Source organism: Asticcacaulis sp., assembly GCA_024707255.1.
Lineage (GTDB): Bacteria > Pseudomonadota > Alphaproteobacteria > Caulobacterales > Caulobacteraceae > Asticcacaulis.
Genome location: JANQAC010000002.1, coordinates 1,470,463 through 1,491,494, shown reverse-complemented (window position 1 = coordinate 1,491,494; position 21,032 = coordinate 1,470,463). Strand labels below are relative to the sequence as shown.

The window sequence follows — 21,032 nt, the reverse complement described above, 5'->3', positions numbered from 1 at the left end:
AAGCTGGGTCATGGATTGCACCTCTCGCCCGCCTATAATTGGCCAGCTTGACGTAAACGTCAAAGGAAACCGTTTTTGCGTCGCGTCAAAAGGCTTGCAAAACGTCGTAAAGGCGCGTTTTAGATGAGGACTTCACAGCATCGAAAGTTTTCGTTCCATGTCCGCGTCCCTGGATCGTGTTCCCGCCGCCAAATCCGCGCTTGTCCTCTTTTCCGGGGGGCAGGATTCCAGCGTCTGCCTCGCCTGGGCCCTGACCCATTTCGAGCGTGTGGAGACGATCGGGTTCGATTACGGCCAGCGCCATGCCATCGAGATGACGACCCGAACCACGGTGCTGGAAAAGTTCCGCGAGGTTTTTCCGGGGTGGGCGACACGTCTCGGCGAAGACCATGTCTGCGACCTGCGCGGTTTCGGCGCCGTGGCGGAATCCTCGCTGACGCGCGAGACCGAGATCGTCATGACCGGGCGCGGCCTGCCGTCCTCCTTCGTGCCGGGGCGCAATCTCGTGTTCTTCGTCTATGCGGCGGCTGTGGCCGATCGGCGCGGCCTGGATCACCTGGTCGGCGGCATGTGCGAAACCGATTTTTCCGGCTATCCCGATTGCCGCAACGGGACCCTCCAGGCCATGCAGACAGTCCTGCAACTGGGTATCGAGCGACCCTATGAAATTCACACGCCGCTGATGTGGATCGACAAGGCGCAGACCTGGGCGCTTTCCGAGGAACTGGGCGGGGAGGCCCTGGTTGATCTGATCCTGGAAGAAACCACGACCTGCTACAAGGGCGTGCGGGGCGAGCGTTATGCCTGGGGCTATGGCTGCGGCGAATGCCCGGCCTGCCAGTTGCGTAAAACCGGCTTTGAGCACTTTCTTGAGGCCCGGACGCCGGCGGAGCGCTGATGTATAGTTTCAAGGAAATCTTTCTGACCCTGCAAGGCGAGGGGGGGGCAAGCTGGTCGCGTCAATGTCTTCGCGCGTTTTGCCGGCTGCAATCTGTGGAGCGGCCGAGAACAGGACCGGACGACCGCCGCCTGCACCTTCTGCGATACGGATTTTGTCGGCACCGACGGTGAAAATGGCGGCAAATTCGCAACACCTGCCGATGTCGTGACAGCGCTGGATGCTGTCTGGGGGAGGGGCGTTCCGCCGATAAGGCTGTGGTATTCACTGGCGGTGAGCCTCTGCTGCAACTGGATGAAGACCTGATCCGGGCAGTCAAGGCGGCGGGCTATTTTATCGCCGTCGAGACCAATGGCACCCTGAAAGTGCCGGAGGGAATTGACTGGATCTGTGTCAGCCCCAAGGCGGACAACCGCCTGCATCAAACCCAAGGTCAGGAGCTGAAACTGGTCTGGCCGCAAGAAGGTGTCAACCCGGCCGAATTTCTGACCCTGGATTTCGAGCGCTATTATCTCCAGCCGAAGGACGATCCGCAGCAGGCCGCTAATACCCAGGCGGTGATCGATTACTGCCTGACGCACCCGCAATGGCGCATGAGCATCCAGACGCACAAACTGGTCGGATTGAAGTAACTCAGGGACGGTTCTGGGGCAGGCGCGATGTGTTGTTGGCGCAGCCTTTCAGGACGGTTTCGCCGATATGCACAACGGCTTTCAGCGGATAGCTGCGGTCGCTCATACCATCCGAGCAGCGTACCGGTGTCAGATAAATATCCATATCCTGGTCATGCCATTCGGCGCCGTCCTTATTCAGGATGAATGGTGCCGACACCGTGCGGCCAAGATGCGAATCCGGGCTGGAAAAGACCAGGCGGCCATCACCGAACAGGATGTTCCAGAAAGGCTCAGTGCCCACCAAGGTGATGGATTTGTTGAGATCGACACCGCCCAGTATATGAGCCTGGCTGCCGGGAGGCGGTGTAATAGCCGACATGACGGCGGAGCCGGCGGCTGATTCGGCGCTGGCGACTTCCGCCTTATGCGCCGGAGAGCAGGCAGCTAAAGCCAGAAATGAAACAGCAACAAAAGGGGGAGTATGCATGAAATACCTCCGGAAGGTGCAGGTTAGCACCTTCCGGAGGCTGATCAAGGTTGATTATGCGGCGTCGAGCAGCACGACCTCGGCGTCTTCCAGCGCCCGGATGTCGAGCGTGGCTTCATCCTTTATGGCGGCACCGTCGCGTTCATCAAGTTCGACGCCGTTGACGCTGACCTTGCCGCGCGCCACCACCAGATAAAGATGGCGCGTCTGGCCTTCGGGGGCTTCCACCGGCGTATAGGATTCGGATTGGTCCTTCAGCAGGGTGGCGCCCAGCAGGCGGGCCGGCGTGCGGATCAGCAGAGCGTCTTCATCACCTTTGAAACCGGAGGCCAGGGTAACGAATTTGCCGGCGCGGTCTCCCTTGGGGAAGGGCTTGGCGCCCCAGGCAGGCGGCTCGCCACGCACGCTGGGCTCGACCCAGATCTGGAAGATCTTGGTGGTTTCGTTTTCCAGATTATATTCCGAGTGGCGGATGCCTGTGCCGGCCGACATGACCTGGACATCACCTGCTTCCGTGCGTCCCTTGTTACCAAGGGAATCCTGGTGGGTAATGGCGCCTTCGCGGACATAGGTGATGATTTCCATGTCATTGTGCGGATGCGGGGGGAAACCGGTCTGTGACTTGATCTCGTCGTCGTTCCAGACGCGCAAGCTGCCCCAGCCCATCTTGGCCGGATCATAATAGGAGGCGAACGAGAAATGGTGCTTGGCATTCAGCCAGCCGTGGTTGGCGCCGCCGAGTTGATTGTAAGGTCTTTTGTCGATCATGAGAAACGCTCCCTCTTGAACTGTGACCCGATATATAAATGTAACTTTTACAATTACAATAGGCTCAGGCGCCCACCCGATGCGGGCCATCGCCCGTCTGGCCGCGATGCCTGAGGTAAGCATCGAGCAGCACGCAGGACATCATGGCTTCGGCCACTGGCACGGCGCGGATGCCCACGCAGGGGTCATGACGTCCCTTGGTGATCAGTTCGACTTCGTTGCCTTTGACATCGATGCTTTCGCGCCTGGTCAGAATGGATGAGGTCGGCTTCAGCGCCATGCGCGCCACAACCGTCTGGCCGGTGGAAATGCCGCCTAGGATACCGCCGGCATGGTTGGACTTGAACTCAGGGCCGTCTGGCCCCATGCGCATTTCATCGGCGTTTTCCTCGCCCGAAAGTTCGGCCGCGCCGAAGCCTTCGCCGATCTCGACGCCCTTGCAGGCATTGATGCTCATCAGGGCCGAAGCCAGTTCGGAATCGAGCTTGCCGTAGATCGGGGCACCCCAGCCGGCGGGGATGCCTTCGGCCTCGACCTCGACCACGGCGCCGATGGAGGAGCCGGCCTTGCGGATGCCGTCGAGATAGTCTTCCCACAGCGTCACCGAGGCGGGGTCAGGGCAGAAGAAGGGATTGTTGCCGACCTCTTCCCAATCCCAGTTGCCGCGCGCCGCCTTGTGGATGCCGAGTTGTGATAAGGCCCCGCGCACCTTGACCTGTTCACCGACCAATACCTGTAATACTTTCAGCGCCACGGCGCCGGCGGCCACGCGTGCGGCCGTTTCACGGGCGGAGGACCGGCCGCCGCCGCGATAGTCGCGCACGCCGTACTTGGCGAAATAGGTGTAGTCGGCATGACCGGGGCGGAACTGTTTGGCGATGTCGCCATAATCCTTCGAGCGCTGGTCCGTGTTCTCGATCAGGATCGAGATCGGTGTGCCTGTGGTGACGCCTTCGAAAACGCCGGAGAGGATTTTTGCCTCATCGGCTTCGCGGCGCTGGGTGACGAAACGCGAACCGCCCGGCTTGCGGCGATCCATGGCCCACTGGATATCGTCCTCCGACAGGGCGATTCCCGGCGGGCAACCATCGATGACGCAGCCAAGCGCCGGACCATGGCTTTCGCCCCAGGTGGTGACACGGAAGAGATGACCGAAGGTATTGTGAGACATGGAATTGCAGCCTGTAGATTTCCCACTGGCTTTAGCCGCGTTTAACTGACCGTGCAATTTTTTTAGTGTGTAAAGGTTTGAATGTACGCCCATATATCAGTCAATTGGTTACGACTGAAAGTATTGTTATGGCTTGGCTTGGTAAAATTCCGTTCTGGCTGAAAACTCTGGTCGCCTTCGTGGTGGGTATCGGTGTGGCGCTGTACTGGGGCAAGGACGCCTTGCCCTTTCTCAATCCGATCGGCGATACCTTTATCCGCGCCATCAAGATGCTGGTGGCGCCGCTGGTCTTTTTCACTATCGCCGCTTCCATCGCACGCCTGGGGCATGGCGATGAGGGGACTGGCGGCCGCGCGGTCAAGTTGGGCGCCCAGACCATCATCTGGTTCATGGTCACCTCGGCCATCGCCGTTTCAGTCGGGCTGGTCATCGGCATCTATTTTCAGCCGGGTGCGGGCCTGGCCGGTCTGCCGCTGGTCGTCGAGGCGCACGATCCGATCCCTGGCCCGGTCGAGGTCATCACCGGTATCGTGCCATCGAACATCTTCAAGAGCTTTGCTGACGGCAAGATACTCAGCATCGTCTTCTTCGCCATACTGGTAGGCGCGGCTCTCGGCGCTTTAGGTCAAAAAACCAAGGGCTTGTCGGATTTAATTGAGCAGGGCTCTCAGGTCATGTTCAAGCTGACGCGCTGGATCATCCAGCTAACGCCAATCGGGGTGTTCGGCCTGATCGGCTCCGTGGTGGCGAGCTACGGCCTGGAGGCACTCAAGCCGCTGATTCCCTATATCGGCCTGATCTATCTTGGTTGTCTGACCGAAATCTTTGTCGTTTACCCGATCCTGCTCAAACTGCATGGCCTGCGAGTGACGGGTTTTTACAAGGGTATTTTCACCGCCCAGCAGACGGCTTTCTTCACCTGTTCCTCGATCGGCACCTTGCCGGTTTCCCTGGCTGTGGCGACAGAAAATCTGAAACTGCCGAAGTCCTATGCCGGTTTTGCCCTGCCGCTCGGCGCCAATATGAAGATGGACGGTTGCGGCGCCATCTATCCGGCGATTTCCTCGATCTTCATCGCCAACTATTTCCATATTGTACTGACGCCGGAGCACTATTTGCTGATCGCCCTGGCCTCGATTCTAGGGTCTCTGGCCACAGCCGGCGTGCCCGGTGTGGCGACGGTCATGCTGACGGTGACGCTTTCCACGGCCGGCCTGCCGCTGGAAGGTCTGGCGATTCTGGCGGCGATCGACCGCATCCTCGATATGATGCGCACGGCGACAAACGTCACCAGCCAGATTCTGGTGCCGACTCTGGTGGCGCGCGAAAACGGCATGATCGAAAAGGACTCGCCTCTGTTGACAAAGCCGCCGGCTGCGGTTTCGGCGGCTGAGATTTAAAGCGGAATAGCGCTCAGGGCTTGACGCTGTATGCCATCCGCATCGAAATTGGCCGGATCAAGCCAGGCTTCGAGGCGCGCGCGGACCTGAGGCCATTCCTCTGCAATGACGGAGTACCATGCCGTATCGCGCCGACCTTCACGTGCCACCTGATGATTGCGGAAGACGCCCTCGAAGCTGAAGCCCAGTCGCAAAGCTGCGAGGCTCGATGGTATGTTGAGTTGGTTGCATTTCCACTCGTAGCGGCGATAGCCCTGATCGAAAGCGTGCTTCATCATCAGATACATGGCTTCGGTCGCTGCGGTCGAGTGTTGCAGGGCCGGTGAAAAGGTGACGCCGCCAACCTCAACGCTGCCGTGCGTCAAATCATAACGCATAAAGCTGGCATGGCCGACCGGCTGCTCATTCTTCATAATAACAAAAGTATGTAAGCCTCTGTTTTTCTGCCAGTCCTGGATACTTTCGTTGACGGCCTGGGCGCTGTCAAACGGGCCATAGGGCAGGTAGCTCCACATGCGGCCGTCATCCTCGACATAGGCGCTGTAAAGTCCTTCGGCATGAGCAATATCATAAGGCTCCAGCCGGCAGGTCCGTCCGAGGAGTTCCGTATCTGGCAATCGGGTGCAGCCCTGCCAACCCTCCACAGCCTTGCCAATGGGGTTGCCAAAGGCATCCTGGCGGATGCCAAGCGATGGACTGAAAGTGTCGTAACTGAGTGCCATGTGCGGATCCCCGTTTATTTGCCGTCGTCATGGCACAGGTGAGGGGCGCGGGAAAATCGCATTTTGTTTTAGATTATGACGCCCAACGCTGGCGGAAATCGGTGAGGACGTGACCCGCCGGGCGCATAGTATCGGCGCAGGACTCCAGCCGGATATGCAGGTCGCCGGCAGGCGCCGTGTCGGTGGCCGGCAGCCCCTGGCCCTTCAGGCAAAGGCTGGCACCTGATGGTGTGCGGGCGGCAATATTGATATGTCGCGGCCCATGCGGTGTATCGATGATTGTCTGGCCGCCGCTGCGTAAAAAGCGGCTTTCGATCGTGGCTGTCATCCAGATATCGTTGCCCCAGACGCGGCACTCATCACCTGCTTCGATATGGATGCAGAAAAGCCTTTGTCCGGGTGAGGCGTTACAGGTCAGGCTGACTACAGTGTCGTCCCTCAAGCCCGGCGGCAGGACAATGTACATACGTCTGGTTTCGATCAAAGAGGCCAGGGGGGCGTCCGCCTCGGCAAATTCCAACGCCGGAACATCCGTCGAAACGCTGCCGCCGAAAAGGGCTTGATGCAGGCTGATATGCAGAGGTCTGGCGCCATGAGACCGATGCTCGTTCCTGTCGAATTGTTGAGGAAAATCTGTCTGTTTTAAAGGTGCATTAGTGTCGGATGTCAGCATATCCCGCGCCAGGATCAGCCGCCTGAGCTGGGCGTCCGTGCCGCCGTTCAGATCCGGATGAACTTGCTTCAGGCGCTGGCGGAAGGCGTAGCGGATGGCATCGTCCGGCGCCATATCCTTCAGGCCTAGGGCTTCAAGCGCTTCGGCTCTTGTTTTTACCCCCGCCATCTTGAAGTTCATGCCTCCGAAGTCCATTCTGACACCTATGGAGCGGCGCTGATTTTCAACGCCGCATCCTGAAATTAATGCCTGATTATCCTTTTCAAAGTCTTAAGGCCGCTATGACCGATCTCGCTGATCCCGCCAAGCCCTTCCGCCGATGAATATGCCGAGGCCCATGCGGCGCATGAGGCCGAGATCGATGCCGGTGAACCGTTTGCCCTGTTCGGTCAATGGTTGAAAGACGCCGGCGTGAAGGAACCGAATGACCCGAACGCCATGGCGGTCGCCACAGTCGATGCCGATGGCCTGCCCGATGTGCGCATGGTGCTGTTGAAGGATTTCGATGAAGCTGGTTTTGTCTTCTACACCAATACCTTGAGCGCAAAAGGTCAGCAACTGATGCAAGATCCGAAAGCAGCTCTGCTGTTTCACTGGAAGTCCCTGCGTCGCCAGGTGCGTATCCGTGGAGCCGTCGGCCGGGTGAGTGATACCGAGGCCGATGCCTATTTCCACAGCCGTGCGCGGCAAAGTCAGATCGGCGCCTGGGCCTCGGATCAGTCACGGCCGCTGGAGAACCGGTTCGCACTGGAAAAGAAGGTGGCGGAATACGGCCTGAAGTTCGGTCTGGGCAAGATCGATCGCCCGCCCCACTGGACCGGCTTTCGCGTCGCGCCGCTCAGCATCGAGTTCTGGCGCGACAAGCCCTTTCGTCTGCATGACCGCCTTCAGTTCCGCCGCGAGACAACCAGCGGCAACTGGTCGCGCACCAGGCTCTATCCCTGATTACCACCTGGCTGGATCGGTCCTGTAAAATGGTCGGATATCGATAACACGCATCCCGGCGCGTTCCGCGGCTTCCATGCCTTCGTCACTGTCTTCGTAAGCCAGAACGAAACGGGGGGCGACGTTCAATCGTTCCGCTGCCAACAGGTAAAGATCGGGGGCTGGCTTGCCCATACCAGTATCCTCGATGGTCACGATGGTGTCGAGCATATCGACCACGCCGATGGCTTTAAGTGTGGCTTCGACAATGGGCCGCTGCCCTCCGGAGGCGACACCCAGCTTGAGCCGTCCATATTGGCTGCGGAGAACGTCGCGCGTGTAGGGTATTGGCCGAATGGCTGGCAGATGCGTCAGAAATGCCGCAGTGTTACGCTTGGCGACGACCTGTTCATCAAAGGGCTTGCCCTGCGCCTGCTTCAGTTCCTCCAGCAACTCATAGCGCGACAGACCCAGGCGGGCGTGATAAAATTCCGTCTCGAAAGTGACCTGATAGTCCGCCAGAATGTCACGAAAAGCACGGAAATGGGCGCCGAAGGTATCGGCCAGGGTGCCGTCGCAATCGAAGATGATGGCCTTAACATCGGCGGGCAGGGAGGCGGGCGTCGTCATGACTGACATCTGGTAGGCAAGGCTATGGAGGTCAAGGCTAATCTGCTTGCCAGAACGACAAAAGCGGCTTAGCCGGTTTGGCGATTATAGATCAGAGGGAAGTGGTTTGTGTCGTTAAGTCAGGCTCTCGATTATCTCCGTGAAGGCGCCGACGAAGTCATTGAAACCTCGTGTGCGACTGTCGTATTAAAGGGTGAACGGGCCTACAAGCTCAAGAAAAGTGTCGATTACGGTTTTCTTGATTTCACCACGCCGGAAAAACGCCGGACAGCCTTGCTGCGGGAACTGCGCTTCAATCAGCGCCTGGCGGCGGACATCTATCTTGGTATCGAGGAAATCGCCGAAGAGAGCGTTCTGGTGATGCGTCGTTTCGATACGGCCGGTGTGCTGGCGGCGCAAAGTGCCAGCCGACCAGACTGGACGCCGGATCCGGGGCAGATGCGGGATCTGGGACGACTGATCGCCCGCTTTCATGCCGGCTCCGAGATATGCGGCGATAAGCAGCACGTCAGCAATACAAAATATGTAATTGATTCAAATCGTGAAAACATAGCCTTGTTTCGTGAACAACTGGGCGCTGATCTGGTTGATGTCTATGATCGGACCATACAGGCCGTCTATGCCGAACTGGCGCCAGCTTTAGAGGCGCGGTTTGCAGGGGGCTTTGTCCGCCATTGCCATGGAGATCTGCATCTTGGCAATATCCTGATGGAGCATGGTAAACCCGTCCTGTTCGACTGCATCGAATTCAATGACCGCCTGAGCCAGATTGACGTGCTGTATGACCTGGCCTTCCTGCTGATGGATCTGTGGGTGAGGGGGCATGAGGCGGCGGCCAATCTGGTGCTGAATATCTGGCTGGAGCAGGCGGCACGCCTTGAAGGGGATGCCTCAGCCGTCTATGCTGGGCTGAAATGCCTGCCGCTTTATATGTCGATGCGCGCGGCCGTGCGCTGTCACGTCAGCGCCAATTCGGCACACGATCTGAATGGCGGCATGGATAAGGCCCGGATGTATCTCAAGGCGGCGAAGGACTTTCTGGAGATGCAGCCGGCACAACTGATGGCGATAGGCGGCCTGTCAGGTTCGGGTAAAAGCACGCGCGCTCGTCAGGAAGCACCTCAAATCGGCCGGGCGCCCGGCGCCGTCATCCTGCGCAGCGATGAAATCCGCAAACGTCTGTGGGCCTGGCCAGAATATGACACCTTGCCGAAGGAAGCCTATTCGCCCGCTGAAAATGTGCGGGTCTATGATCATATGTTTGCCCTGGCGCAAACCTCTCTGGACACCGGGCAATCGGTTGTTCTGGATGCCACATTCCGTGAAGCCGCCTGGCGGGATCGTTGCGCAGCCCTCGCACGTCAGCAAAACGCGGCCTTTAAGGGGCTATGGCTCAATCTGCCGGCGGCGGTGCGCGGGCGTCGTGTCGCTGACCGCCTGAATGATGTATCAGATGCGACGGCGGACATTGCAGTTGGTCAGCAAGATATTGATCTGTCAACGATTTTGTGGCATGTTGAAAGCGCCTGAAAGTCCTGAAAATCATGTGTTTCAGGCCGGCCAACGCGGTTTTCGGAGCCGTGTAATAATGTTGAATATTTAACTTTCTTGCGCTGTTTTTCGTGTTTTGAAGGTAAGGGCGTGACGCAGGCTTTCCTTGGGCTAATTTGCGTTGACCAAAACCCGCCATAGCCTGGGAGGTGCCGAGTGTCCGATCCGCATTCCGATAATGCCTATAATGGCACGCCGCATAAGGCGCGGAAGAAGGGATTTGCCTTTGCGCACCTGGCGTTCATGGTTTCGGTCATCACGGCCCTGTTCCTGCTGGGCACCATGATGATCACGCATCTGGGCTATATCAGCCTCGATCTCGGCTTCAAGACTCTGACCCTGGGCATTGGCCCGCGTATGGCGATGGTGGCCTTGGCCGTGGCAGCGCTGTCCCTGCTGATTTCACTTTTCAAGTGTCCAAAGTACCGTGCGCCCTGGGCCCTGGCGGCAGTTGTGATCGCTGGCGGTCTGCTTGGCGGTTATGCCTGGTATCACAAATTGCTCAAGGATTATCCGCCGATTGCCGACGTTGCCACCAACTGGGATCGGCCGCTGAGCTTCTCGGATAAGATGGTGACGTTAAGAGGCCGGGATGCCTTGCCGATCGAGGATTTGCCGCGGGTGCCGCGCAACGAATCGCTCGATTGGGGGGGAAAACCATTGCCGCCATCAACGAAGCGACCTGCCCAGCCGCGAAGACAATCGATAATCTGGTTGTAACAGAAGATCAAATTCCAGCGATTGTCACCATGCTTAAGCAGAACCACTATACGGTTTTCGGCACCTCTCCCTGGCGCGTGGAAGCCACCTACCAGGACAATTTCTACGGTTTCAAATCGGATATCGTCATCCGGATTGACCCGCGCAGCATCGATGTTCGGTCGGTAAGTCGTTACAATATTCCCGATCTCGGCGCGAACTGTCGCCGCGTCACCGAAATTGTCCAGAAAATCAGAGCCATGCCGTTTCCCGCTGCAGCGGTTGGCTGATCTTACGGCTGGCTCACGGTTTGCTTCCTTCCTGAGAAGATCAGGACGGGATAGACATGGGTTTGGCCTTTTTTATATATTTATCAAAACGTTCGCAGCGGATTGCGGCCGCGGTGCTCAGTCTTCTTTTGATACATGTTCTGGCCGCCAGTTACCCGCCGGAAGCGGTTACATCGGCGACATATGTCCATGTCAGGCGTTAGAAATTATGCGTCGGATCTGCATCTGTTCTGATATTTTGCCATTTTGGCAATGCGGGCAACGCAAAATCGTCTGAAATAATTTTCGGGATAACGTAGCTATTCAGGGGAATTTATTTGCTTCCTCCCCGATGACGCGGCGCTTCATATTTTTGTTTCAATTAATTGATTTTACATAAATTTTCAGTTCGCTGAATTACATGCATTCGTGTCGGTTAAATTAACCAGAAAGCGCTAATAATAGTTTCCCTAAGGTAATGTTTCGCCTGTGACTTTATTGAAACAGGTTGCAATTGATATCGACAAAAATATGTCGCGCGATTGACGGATTTGCGACAGGGGGCTTTAACTTCATTAACAGCGTGTAATGCTGGAAACTGCGGTGGGTGCGCCTACACCCTCATGTAACCCGGAGAAACAAGTGAAAAAATTATCTTTGCGATCTGGCCTTCTGGCCACGACGACGATCTGCGGTGCGGCGTTGTCTGTAATTGCGGGGTCGGCATTAATGTTGACGCCGACCCAAGCTTTGGCACAAAGCGCTGTTGGTAATGCTACCGGTAAGACGGATCCAGGCGCTACCGTCACGATGTTGGATACCGAAACCGGCGTTTCCCGCAGTATTACAGCATCGGCGAGTGGCGAATATTCATTTTCGGCTGTTCCTCCGGGGCTCTACACCCTGACATCGTCAAACGGTGTTTCCAAGGATGTCGAAGTTAAGGCTGGCTTGGGTGTATCTGCCGATCTGACTAATGATACTGTGACGGTCGTTGTCCGTGGTTCCCGGACGGTGAATCCGATCGACGTCAAGTCGGTGGAATCGACATCCATTTTCACAGCTTCACAGATGGCGTCTCTGCCGATCAATCGTGAAATCTCGTCCGTAGCACTTTTGGCGCCCGGCACTGTTAAGAACGGCAGTCCAGCCGATTTCGGGAATACGGTTTCCATTGGCGGTTCGTCAGTTGCTGAAAACGGCTACTATATTAATGGGTTTGATGTTACGAACCTTCGGACGCTTTTGACTTATGCTGATATTCCGTTTGATGCTATAGGACAGGAACAGATTAAAACGGGTGGATATGGCGCGGAATACGGTCGTTCGCTCGGTGGGGTCATTTCTTTGGTGACCAAGCGCGGTACTAACAAATGGAAATTTGGCGGTAGTATGGTGTATGCGCCGGCCGAACTTAAGACCCGCGGCCGCGATGTTCTCTCTAAAGATCCGGATGAAGCTTACACCCCCGGCTTTATTGATGGGAACGGTGATTATAATCCGGCCTCTGACAACCATCTTTTCGGTTATCGCAGCGCCAATACCAGCAGCAGCTTCACCTATACAGAATATGCCAGCGGTCCTATCATTAAAGACAAGTTGTTCATGTTCGCGGCTATTCAGGGCCAAAACAATGAAAGCGACGTCTATCGTCAGATCGACAGCTATCATACTGCCGATAATTCGCCGCAGGCTTTACTGAAGTTGGATTGGTATATTACACCGAACCACCACCTGGAATATACGGGTATCCGCAATAAGGATACGGTCAAATACACCAATTATACAAACAGCACTGCAGAAGGCGCGGAGTCCTTCTATAGTGGCAAGCATGAGAATTTCGATTCTCAATATAATCTGACCAATGGCGGTGATATTGATATCCTGAAATATACCGGGCACCTGACAGAGAACTTTACGGTTTCGGTTCAAGGCGGGCATTTGAAGAGCGCCTATGATAACAAGGATCCGCGGGTGACTGATCCTGAAGCCGCAAAATGCGTACGTGCTTTTGATAGCCGCGCAAGCGCGAGCACGACGACCTATATCGGTTGCTATAGCCTGTCCCAAGTTTTCATCCCCGATCTGACTGCTTCGCCAGAATCTGACGAACGTACGTCAATTCGTATTGATGCGGATTGGCAATTGGGTAATCATGAGATCCGCTTTGGCTACGATGGTGAAAAGTTCACGTCTTCGAAAGTGGGCGAAGTTTACACCGGTGGTGAGTATTGGCGTCACTATCTGGTTACCGAGGCCGCAGGACGTACTGTAAACGGTGAGTTGTTGCCTGTGGGCACGAACTATGCTCGCCGCTGGGTTTATACGACGGGTTCAAGTTCGTATGATGTAGAAAACTCGGCCTGGTATGTCGAGGACAGCTGGCAGATCAATCCAAACCTCTTGCTGTATGCGGGGCTGCGTTCTGAGTCGTTCACTAACAAGAACGGCGATGGCGAGGCTTTCGTCCACGCTGATAATTCTATCGCACCTCGCCTCGGCTTCTCTTGGGATGTCAATGGTGACGGGGACTTCAAAGTATTTGGTAACGCTGGGCGGTTCTATATACCAGTGGCCTCGAATACGAATATCCGGGCTTCGGGCATCGAGGCTACGGTTGAAGACTTTTACGTTACCACTGGTGTCGATACGGCGACAGGTCTTCCAATCGGTCAGGGACGTCAAATTGGCGGTACGAATGTAAATGGTTCGCTGACAGCACCAGCGGCTGATTCTGTTGCTGATAACAACCTAAGCCCCATGTATCAGGATGAATTTATCCTTGGTTCGCAAAAGCGCTTTTCGGACGATCTGACTCTGGGTGTTCGCGGCATTTATCGTCAGGTCAAGAGTGGCATGGACGATCACTGCAGCTATCAGCCTTACATCAGCTGGGCTGCCGATCAGGGCTACGACATGAGCACTGAAGACGCTCAGGATGCCCTGGCTTCAACGGTGGCGCCCTGCCAGATCATCAATCCAGGTGAAGACGTGACCCTTTCGTTTGATGCGAATGGTGATGGCACTTCTGAAATCAATACGGTCGACGCCAGCTACTTTAAACTGCCTAAATTCAAGCGCAGCTATATGGCGGTTGAATTGTTCGGCGAGTGGAGAGGAAGCAACTGGAATGTGAATGGCTCCTATACCCTCTCAGCAAGCCGCGGCAATGTTGAAGGTTATGTGAATACATCTCTCGGCCAGGTCGATGCCGGCGCCACTCAGGACTTTGATAACTTCAAATTCGAAGAAGGCTCCAGCGGCTTCCTGCCGAATGATCGCCGTCACTCAATCAAACTCTTTGGCAACTATAAGCTTAATGATGAAGTTTCGTTCTCGGGTAACTTCATCGCCACTTCAGGCCGTCCGCTTAACTGCTTCGGTTTTGTGGACACTTCCGATCCGTCTATCGGCTACGACTCCGGCCAGTTGGCTCTGTACAGCGCCTCGAGCTTCTACTGCATGTCCTCGGACGGTACTGTAGCACTCAAGGAACGCGGGACTTCGGGCCGTACGGATTGGACGTTTACGTTTGATGCCGGCGCATCCTACACGCCGAACTGGGCTCAGGGGCGCGTGACCTTCCGTGCCGACATCTTTAACCTGTTCAACGCTCAAACACCTACGGCTCTGAACGAAGTGTCGGAAAAGGGGTCGGCAAGCAACTTCCAATATAGCCCGAACTATTTGTTGCCTTCTCAGTATCAAACTCCGCGTTCTGCGCGCGTGGCTATATACTACAACTTCTAAACCTCGCTCGAGGACACAACTTATGGCGAGCCTAGCAGGCTCGCCATTTTTTTGCGAAATATCTGGACCTCGGGAGACAGATTAGCGCTTGAACAATTGTAACTTCATGTTTGCGTCAATATCTGAGCTTTGATCTGAGCCACTAAGATCGAACCTTCGTAGTAACTTAAAGGAGACGGCGGAAGGGAAATCTTCCGCCGCTTTTTTTTTATTGGTGTTTATGAATGTTTATTGCACGGCGAGGATTAGTTTCGCTGGATGCACGGATGTTAAATGCTCACGGTCAGGACATTTGGCTGGAATGGTTGTCTGGCAGATCCTTGCCTAGAGGAGATTGGTCAGGTTCTGCCTGTCCAGAATAGGGCGTTACGCGAGTCAGGTGTTTGATCAGGAGGGCTGTTGATTTCCACTTAGAACTGACCCACTTGGCCTCGTAATTTTCACTGAGAATTGACCCATGTGAAACTCCCCTCGTTGTCAGACAGCGAGGGCCTTGGAGTGATAGACATGGCACTATTGAGCGTCATCAGACGCTGGGCTTTCCGTGATCGGATATCGATCCGGGAGATATCGCGGCGGACAGGATTGTCCCGCAACACTATCCGCAGATACCTACGATCTGACGCTGTTGAGCCGAAGTATCGGGTGCCGGACCGGCCCAGTAAGCTGGACCCGTACGCTGAGAAACTGGCGCATTGGCTGAAGATTGAAACTGGCAAGTCTCGCAAGCAAAAGCGCACCATCAAACAGCTCCACGGCGATCTGATTGCCTTGGGTTACGAGGGATCCTATGGTCGTGTGGCGGCTTTTGCGCGGGATTGGAAAGCCAGTCGTTTGCGTGACCAGCAAACAACTGGCCGCGGGACCTTCGTACCCCTGGCCTTCGAGGCCGGCGAAGCCTTCCAGTTCGACTGGAGCGAGGACTGGGCCGTTCTGGGTGGCGAGCGCACCAAGCTTCAGGTAGCCCACTTCAAGCTGGCATACAGCCGGGCCTTCTTCCTCAGGGCCTATCCGCTTCAGACGCATGAGATGCTGTTCGATGCTCATGTCGAAGCCTTCCGCGTGCTGGGCGGGGTGCCGCGGCGGGGTATTTATGACAATATGAGAACGGCGGTCGATAAGATCGGAGTCGGCAAGGCGCGGCAGGTGAACCTGCGCTTCCAGGCGATGGCCAGTCATTATCTGTTCGATGCCGAGTTCTGCAATCCGGCGTCAGGCTGGGAGAAGGGACAGGTCGAGAAGAACGTCCAGGATGCCCGTCACCGGCTATGGATACCGATACCCAGCTTCCCGAACCTGGCGGCTCTGAATGTCTGGCTGGAAGAGCGGTGTATCGCTTACTGGCGGGAAATCCCGCATGGTGAACTGCCGGGGACGATTGCGGATGTCTGGGCGGAAGAGCAGGACTACTTAATGGCGCCCACGCGGCCGTTCGACGGCTTCGTCGAACATACCAAACGGGTGACCCCGACGTGCCTGATCCATTTGGAGCGCAATCGCTACAGCGTGCCGGCCTCGTTCGCCAACCGCCCGGTCAGCGTGCGCGTCTATCCAGATCGCATCGTCGTGGCGGCGGAAGGTCAGATCCTGTGCGAGCATCAACGGATTATAGATCGCAGCCATCATACGCCTGGTCGCACCGTCTACGATTGGCGTCACTATCTGGCGGTGATCCAGCGCAAGCCAGGCGCCCTGCGTAACGGCGCGCCATTCACTGATCTGCCGGAATCCTTCCGGCGGCTTCAGGGGCACCTCCTCAAACGCCCTGGTGGCGATCGGGAAATGGTCGAAATCCTGGCCCTTGTTCTTCAACATGACGAACAGGTCGTCTTGCAAGCCGTTGAGCTGGCACTGGCTGGTGGCGTGCCAACCAAGACACACATCCTGAACCTGCTGCATCGCCTGATCGACGGGACAACGCCGCCCGATACAATCGATGCGCCACAGGCGCTGCGGCTGAGGCAGGAACCCCTGGCTAATGTTGAGCGCTATGATGCCTTGCGCACGGAGGGCCGTCATGCGTCATGATCCCGCCAGTGCGGCCATTATCATCATGCTACGAGCTCTGAAAATGTACGGCATGGCCCAGGCCGCAGGCGAACTGACCGAGCAGGGCTCGCCTGCGTTTGAAAGCGCGATGCCAATCCTGTCCCAGCTTCTGAAGGCCGAAACGGCTGAGCGGGAGGTCAGGTCTATTGCCTATCAGATCAAATCGGCCCGCTTCCCGGCCTACAAAGACCTGTCGGGCTATGACTTTGCTTCCGGTGAGGTCAATGAAGCGCTTGTGCGGCAGTTACATCGATGTGAGTTTATCGACGGTGCGCACAACGTTGTCCTGATCGGGGGACCTGGCACTGGCAAAACCCATGTCGCCACAGCGCTGGGCGTGCAGGCTGTCGAGCATCATCGAAAGAAGGTGCGTTTCTTCTCGACCATCGAACTGGTCAACCTGCTTGAACAGGAAAAGGCCCAGGGCAAGGTCGGCCAAATGGCGGACCGGTTACTCAAGCTCGATATGGTCATCCTCGATGAGCTGGGCTACCTGCCGTTCAGCGCGTCCGGCGGCGCCTTGTTGTTCCACATGCTAAGCCGGCTCTACGAACAGACCAGCGTCGTCATAACCACCAATCTCAGCTTCAGCGAATGGGCGGGTGTGTTCGGCGATGCCAAGATGACCACCGCGCTGCTCGACCGGCTCACGCATCACTGCCATAATCCTTGAAACCGGAAACGACAGCTTCCGCTTCAAGGCAAGCACCGCAACAGTGAAATCGAGAAGGGAGAAAACTGTGACTTGACCCCAACATGACCCATAGGATTATACCTTTTAGGCGGGTCAGTTCTAGGTGAAAATACTGGGTCAGTTCTCGGTGAAAATTAACACAGGAGGGCCTTCTTGAGGCGGAGGTGCATGGATATGGGCAGAATAATGCAGGAAGGCAGATGCAAAAAAACCCCCCCCCGCATTGTCAAATGCGGGGGCTTTTTTAGTTTTGAAAAATAGTTATCTCATCGTTGCCTGATAGGCTTCCGGGGCCAGGACGCTGGCACCCTGTTCGCGCAGGCGTTCGTCACGGACCTGGGTCATGACCGCTTCCGTCTTCGGATCGCTCATTGCCCAGCCAAGGAAGGACAGGGCCTTGATGCCGCTCATGCCCATATGGATGCTCTGTTTGGCGCCACCGAACAGGCCAGGTTCGGTGTCGTAATCGACCAGCCGTACCTCGGCCTTGCTGTCGATCTTGGCCGGGCCCTTGGCGACATCGACGGCGTCATAAAAGCCGCCCAGCTTATCCACCAGCTTCAGGCCCAGCGCCTGTTCGCCGGTCCAGACACGGCCCTTGGCGATATCGCGCACGGTCGATTCCGGCAATTTGCGGCCGGTGGCGACATGAGTGACGAAGCCATTATAGATCTCGTCGATCCAGCCGGAGAGGGCGGCGCGCTGCGTCGGCGAAAAGCCCTGCGTCTGGCTGAATGCCTGGCTGTAATCGCCGCCCACCGAGATGTCGCGGTTATCGACACCAAAACGCGCCAGGGCGTCACCAATGGCAAACTTGCCGCCAAAGACACCGATCGAGCCGGTGAGGGTGCTTGGATTGGCGACGATCGACGAGGCGCCGGACGACACCCAGTAGCCACCGGAAGCGGCATATTCGCCCATCGAGACGACGACAGGCTTGCCGGCGGCCTTGGCGGCCTGCATGGCCTCCGCGATCTGTTCAGAGGCGGTATCCGAACCGCCCGGCGAGGAGACGCGGAAGACGATGGCCTTCACATTCTTGTCCTTGGCGGCCTTGTAGAAGGCGCCAGCGATTTCATCCGAAATCATGCCGGGCTCGCTGTTGAAACCGCCGCCGCTACCAGCGCGGCCTGTCATGATGGCGCCTTCACCGTCAATCACGGCAATGGTTTCGCCAGAGAAGGCGGGCGTCAGGGTGCGTTCGTAGTCGCCGATATCCATAATTTCGGCGTCCTTGCCGGCGCGCTTGAGCGCAGCGTCTTCGGCATCCTGCACCTGGCCGAGTTGATCGACCAGGCCAAGCTTGAGGGCCTGTTCGGCGCCGTAAGGGCCGGCCTCCAGTGTGGCTTGCAATTTGCCAGCATTGGCGCGCCGATCGGCGGCGACATTGTTGATCATCGAATGATAGATGCTGTTCATCCAGCCAAGCGTCGCCTCGCGGTGCGCTGGTGTGTAATCGCTGTAAAGATAAGGGTTGACCGCGTTCTTAAACTCGTAGCGTTGCTCATACTCGGCCTTGACGCCGTACTTGTCGAAGGCGCGCTTGAGGAACATGGTCGAGGTGGCGATGCCGGTGACCTGGAAGGAGGAATGCGGTTGCATCCACAGATTGCCGGAGGAGGCACCCAGCATGTAGGAGGCGACGACCATGGTATCCGGGTATAGGCCCTGGCTGTGGGCGATGACCGGCTTGTTGGCGCGGCGAACATAGACGATGGCATTGCGGATTTCCTCGGCCGCGGAGGGCGACATGCCGCCTTCGGGCAGGCGGATAAAGACGCCCTTGACGCGTGCATCATCGGCCGCATGGTGCAGTGTGGTGACCACATCCATGGTCGACAGGCTCTTGCCCATCAAAAAGGCGAGGGGGGTATTGCGGCTCTGGTCGGTCATCTTCTGGCGCAGATCGAGCGACAGGACGACCGCCTCCGGCACCTTGGGCTTGGCGGCCGAGGCGATCATGACCACCGCGCCGATTGGCAGGGCGACAAAGACGATCAGCAGGGCCACGACGACGGCTGCCAGCGTTATAAAGAACTGTTTCATGCGTAACCCAAAGCCCCCCATAGATATTCGGTAGACAGCATAGCCGTTAATGCGGTCAGGTCAAATGAAGAGGTTGTCATGCGGCGTGTTCAGGTCGCAATGTGGCCGTGCCGCACCGAAGATCAGAACTTAACGCGGCCGGGGCGTTTCTGCGTCGGCGGGCGGTCGTGGGCGTGACGGACATCGCCTTCGCAGTGCGGGCAGGAAATGCCCTTTATATAGCTCGGCTGCTGCTGGTCTTCCGCAGTGAGGGCATGATCGCAATGCAGGCAGAGGATGGCGGTCTGCGACGGCTGGAGGCTATGGTCAACCGCAATGCGTTCGTCGAAGACAAAGCATTCGCCCTGCCAAAGCGATTGCTCTGCGGGAACGTCCTCGAAATATTGCAGGATACCGCCCTTGAGGTGATAGACGTCCTCGATCCCCTGGTCGATCAGCCAGGAGGTATATTTCTCGCAGCGGATGCCGCCAGTGCAGAAGGTAGCAACCTTTTTGCCTTTCAATAGTTCGGCATTGTCGCGCGTCCACTGAGGGAGATGTTTGAAGTTTGGAATATTGGGATCGATCGCTTTCTCGAACGTACCGAGATTGACCTCGTAGTCATTGCGCGTGTCGATGATCACCACATCATTGCGAGTGATCAGGGCATTCCAGTCCCTGGGCTCAACATATTGCCCAAAGCGCTTCATCGAGACCGGTTCGCCAATACCGATGGTTTCCTTCTTCAGCCGGACGCGCAGTTTCCCGAACGGCTGGTAATCGGCGAAGGATTCCTTCCAGGTGACGGGCGCGCCAATCAGGTCGTTTTGCAGATAATCGAGAAATGCGTCTATGGCCTCCCGCGTACCGGCCATGGTCGAATTGACCCCTTCAGCGGTGATCAGCAGGGAACCCTTGATGCCCAGGGTGTTCAGGCGGTCATACAGCGGCATCCGCATGGCTTCGAAATCGGGGAAATCGAAGAAGTGATAAAAGGCGGCGATGACGACGGGGAGCTGGGGTTGAGCGGTCTCGAACATGGCGCGGACCTATCATATTTCAGAGAAAGCGCCAATCCCGGATAAACGCCGCCTGGCCATGATGGATGCCCCGGCTATCAACCACATTCCACAAGATCGTATTCCGGATCTGAAACCGCCGGCCAGTGCTGGAAATACGCACACCTGCATAATCATCAACCCAGCCTCTGGCGAGCGCCTCTTTCAGCAAGGCATTACGGTCGGACTGAATATCGCTGGCCACTTCGGCGCTCAGACGCGAGGGCAGGCGGATGAAAGCCTCCCAGTCCATTTCCCACAGTCTGAGTGCCTGGGCATTGGCATAGCGGAAGATGGGATCGGCCTCGGTCCCGTGTGAGACAATGGCTTGTGGCGCATCAAACATCGCCTGGGCCAGTTCTGCGTCTGTCAGTATGGCTGCGTTGGTCGCCCCCAGAATCGACTCGCCGGTAAAGCGTTGAAAGCTGTTCGCCATCAGTCGGTTATAGGCAATAACTGTGGGCAAAAGATAAGTTTGCATGGCCTTATCAATGACTGAGGGCCATAAAACACAACAATTTTGGCCAATGATCCACAAATAAAGCTTTGGCAGCGGCACCTTGCCGCGAAAAAGTTGTTGCAGGGGATTGCGTTGAGCAAAACCTTGCGCTATCTCCACGCCTCTCGCGGCGACACGCTTCGCTGGCGGG

17 protein-coding genes and 2 pseudogenes are annotated in these 21,032 nt (G+C 56.7%); 10 read left to right on the top strand and 9 right to left on the bottom strand.

Annotated elements, in window-relative coordinates; genetic code table 11:
- Window positions 1-157: 157 nt before the first annotated feature.
- Together queC and queE are read left to right on the top strand one after the other, a co-directional pair.
- Window positions 158-898: a 7-cyano-7-deazaguanine synthase QueC gene (gene queC, locus NVV72_18360; GenBank protein ID MCR6661182.1), complete on the top strand. Its 741-nt coding sequence runs from the start codon at window positions 158-160 to the stop codon at window positions 896-898.
- Window positions 895-1,530, top strand: a pseudogene (queE, locus tag NVV72_18355) (7-carboxy-7-deazaguanine synthase). The gene queC and the pseudogene queE overlap by 4 nt, the downstream one beginning before the upstream one ends.
- A 1-nt stretch (window position 1,531) precedes the next feature.
- Here queE and NVV72_18350 read toward each other — a convergent pair.
- From NVV72_18350 to aroC, 3 genes are all read right to left on the bottom strand, one after another.
- Complete coding sequence (locus NVV72_18350; protein ID MCR6661181.1) at window positions 1,532-1,999, bottom strand: hypothetical protein; 468 nt, start codon at window positions 1,997-1,999, stop codon at window positions 1,532-1,534.
- A gap of 54 nt (window positions 2,000-2,053) precedes the next feature.
- Window positions 2,054-2,767, bottom strand: coding sequence for a pirin family protein (locus NVV72_18345; GenBank protein ID MCR6661180.1), 714 nt, complete (start codon window positions 2,765-2,767; stop codon window positions 2,054-2,056).
- Window positions 2,768-2,831: 64 nt separating this feature from the next.
- Entirely contained in the window at window positions 2,832-3,938 is a 1,107-nt protein-coding gene (aroC, locus tag NVV72_18340) for a chorismate synthase (protein MCR6661179.1), read from the bottom strand.
- Between the two features lie 128 nt (window positions 3,939-4,066).
- On the opposite strand from aroC, the gene NVV72_18335 reads away from it, so the two are divergent.
- The gene (locus tag NVV72_18335) at window positions 4,067-5,338 is read left to right on the top strand and encodes a dicarboxylate/amino acid:cation symporter (protein ID MCR6661178.1); all 1,272 of its coding nucleotides are present in this window, start codon (window positions 4,067-4,069) and stop codon (window positions 5,336-5,338) included.
- Here the strand turns inward: NVV72_18335 and NVV72_18330 are convergent.
- Window positions 5,335-6,060, bottom strand: coding sequence for a GNAT family N-acetyltransferase (locus tag NVV72_18330; GenBank protein ID MCR6661177.1), 726 nt, complete (start codon window positions 6,058-6,060; stop codon window positions 5,335-5,337). The genes NVV72_18335 and NVV72_18330 overlap by 4 nt on opposite strands.
- Window positions 6,061-6,133: 73 nt before the next feature.
- Complete coding sequence (locus NVV72_18325) at window positions 6,134-6,928, bottom strand: hypothetical protein (GenBank protein MCR6661176.1); 795 nt, start codon at window positions 6,926-6,928, stop codon at window positions 6,134-6,136.
- Window positions 6,929-7,021: 93 nt separating this feature from the next.
- Between NVV72_18325 and pdxH the strand changes: the two genes are divergently transcribed.
- Window positions 7,022-7,678: a pyridoxamine 5'-phosphate oxidase gene (gene pdxH, locus NVV72_18320; protein MCR6661175.1), complete on the top strand. Its 657-nt coding sequence runs from the start codon at window positions 7,022-7,024 to the stop codon at window positions 7,676-7,678.
- Here the strand turns inward: pdxH and NVV72_18315 are convergent, their stop codons facing one another.
- A complete protein-coding gene (locus NVV72_18315; GenBank protein MCR6661174.1) occupies window positions 7,679-8,287 on the bottom strand; it encodes an HAD family phosphatase in 609 nt (202 codons plus the stop codon).
- Between the two features lie 108 nt (window positions 8,288-8,395).
- Here NVV72_18315 and NVV72_18310 point away from each other — a divergent pair, with 108 nt between their 5' ends.
- The 6 genes and pseudogenes from NVV72_18310 (at window position 8,396) to istB (ending at window position 17,354) form a co-directional block, all read left to right on the top strand.
- Entirely contained in the window at window positions 8,396-9,817 is a 1,422-nt protein-coding gene (locus tag NVV72_18310; protein ID MCR6661173.1) for an AAA family ATPase, read from the top strand.
- A 177-nt stretch (window positions 9,818-9,994) separates the two neighbouring features.
- On the top strand, window positions 9,995-10,558 hold the full coding sequence (locus NVV72_18305) for a hypothetical protein (protein MCR6661172.1): 564 nt from the start codon (window positions 9,995-9,997) through the stop codon (window positions 10,556-10,558).
- Window positions 10,559-10,587: 29 nt separating this feature from the next.
- On the top strand, window positions 10,588-10,827 hold the full coding sequence (locus NVV72_18300) for a DUF1499 domain-containing protein (protein MCR6661171.1): 240 nt from the start codon (window positions 10,588-10,590) through the stop codon (window positions 10,825-10,827).
- A 567-nt stretch (window positions 10,828-11,394) separates the two neighbouring features.
- On the top strand, window positions 11,395-14,556 hold the full coding sequence (locus NVV72_18295; protein MCR6661170.1) for a TonB-dependent receptor: 3,162 nt from the start codon (window positions 11,395-11,397) through the stop codon (window positions 14,554-14,556).
- A gap of 507 nt (window positions 14,557-15,063) precedes the next feature.
- Window positions 15,064-16,584: an IS21 family transposase gene (gene istA / locus NVV72_18290; protein MCR6661169.1), complete on the top strand. Its 1,521-nt coding sequence runs from the start codon at window positions 15,064-15,066 to the stop codon at window positions 16,582-16,584.
- Window positions 16,574-17,354 (top strand): annotated as a pseudogene (gene istB / locus NVV72_18285) (IS21-like element helper ATPase IstB). The gene istA and the pseudogene istB overlap by 11 nt, the downstream one beginning before the upstream one ends.
- A 206-nt stretch (window positions 17,355-17,560) precedes the next feature.
- On the opposite strand, the gene sppA reads toward istB, so the two are convergent.
- The 3 genes from sppA to NVV72_18270 form a co-directional block, all read right to left on the bottom strand.
- On the bottom strand, window positions 17,561-19,345 hold the full coding sequence (sppA, locus tag NVV72_18280) for a signal peptide peptidase SppA (protein MCR6661168.1): 1,785 nt from the start codon (window positions 19,343-19,345) through the stop codon (window positions 17,561-17,563).
- A 122-nt stretch (window positions 19,346-19,467) separates the two neighbouring features.
- Window positions 19,468-20,364 (bottom strand): rhodanese-related sulfurtransferase, encoded by an 897-nt coding sequence (locus NVV72_18275; GenBank protein ID MCR6661167.1) that lies wholly within the window; start codon window positions 20,362-20,364, stop codon window positions 19,468-19,470.
- A gap of 19 nt (window positions 20,365-20,383) precedes the next feature.
- Window positions 20,384-21,001 (bottom strand): MEKHLA domain-containing protein, encoded by a 618-nt coding sequence (locus NVV72_18270; protein MCR6661166.1) that lies wholly within the window; start codon window positions 20,999-21,001, stop codon window positions 20,384-20,386.
- Between the last annotated feature and the right edge of the window lie 31 nt (window positions 21,002-21,032).

Coding starts and splice junctions, on each gene's coding strand:
- NVV72_18325 (MCR6661176.1), bottom strand. CDS start 6,928: ATGGACTTCGGAGGCATGAACTTCAAGATGGCGGGGGTAAAAACAAGA.
- NVV72_18295 (MCR6661170.1), top strand. CDS start 11,395: ATGCTGGAAACTGCGGTGGGTGCGCCTACACCCTCATGTAACCCGGAG.
- NVV72_18335 (MCR6661178.1), top strand. CDS start 4,067: ATGGCTTGGCTTGGTAAAATTCCGTTCTGGCTGAAAACTCTGGTCGCC.
- NVV72_18345 (MCR6661180.1), bottom strand. CDS start 2,767: ATGATCGACAAAAGACCTTACAATCAACTCGGCGGCGCCAACCACGGC.
- sppA (MCR6661168.1), bottom strand. CDS start 19,345: ATGAAACAGTTCTTTATAACGCTGGCAGCCGTCGTCGTGGCCCTGCTG.
- NVV72_18275 (MCR6661167.1), bottom strand. CDS start 20,364: ATGTTCGAGACCGCTCAACCCCAGCTCCCCGTCGTCATCGCCGCCTTT.
- NVV72_18300 (MCR6661171.1), top strand. CDS start 10,588: ATGCTTAAGCAGAACCACTATACGGTTTTCGGCACCTCTCCCTGGCGC.
- aroC (MCR6661179.1), bottom strand. CDS start 3,938: ATGTCTCACAATACCTTCGGTCATCTCTTCCGTGTCACCACCTGGGGC.
- NVV72_18315 (MCR6661174.1), bottom strand. CDS start 8,287: ATGACGACGCCCGCCTCCCTGCCCGCCGATGTTAAGGCCATCATCTTC.
- istA (MCR6661169.1), top strand. CDS start 15,064: ATGGCACTATTGAGCGTCATCAGACGCTGGGCTTTCCGTGATCGGATA.
- queC (MCR6661182.1), top strand. CDS start 158: ATGTCCGCGTCCCTGGATCGTGTTCCCGCCGCCAAATCCGCGCTTGTC.
- NVV72_18350 (MCR6661181.1), bottom strand. CDS start 1,999: ATGCATACTCCCCCTTTTGTTGCTGTTTCATTTCTGGCTTTAGCTGCC.
- NVV72_18330 (MCR6661177.1), bottom strand. CDS start 6,060: ATGGCACTCAGTTACGACACTTTCAGTCCATCGCTTGGCATCCGCCAG.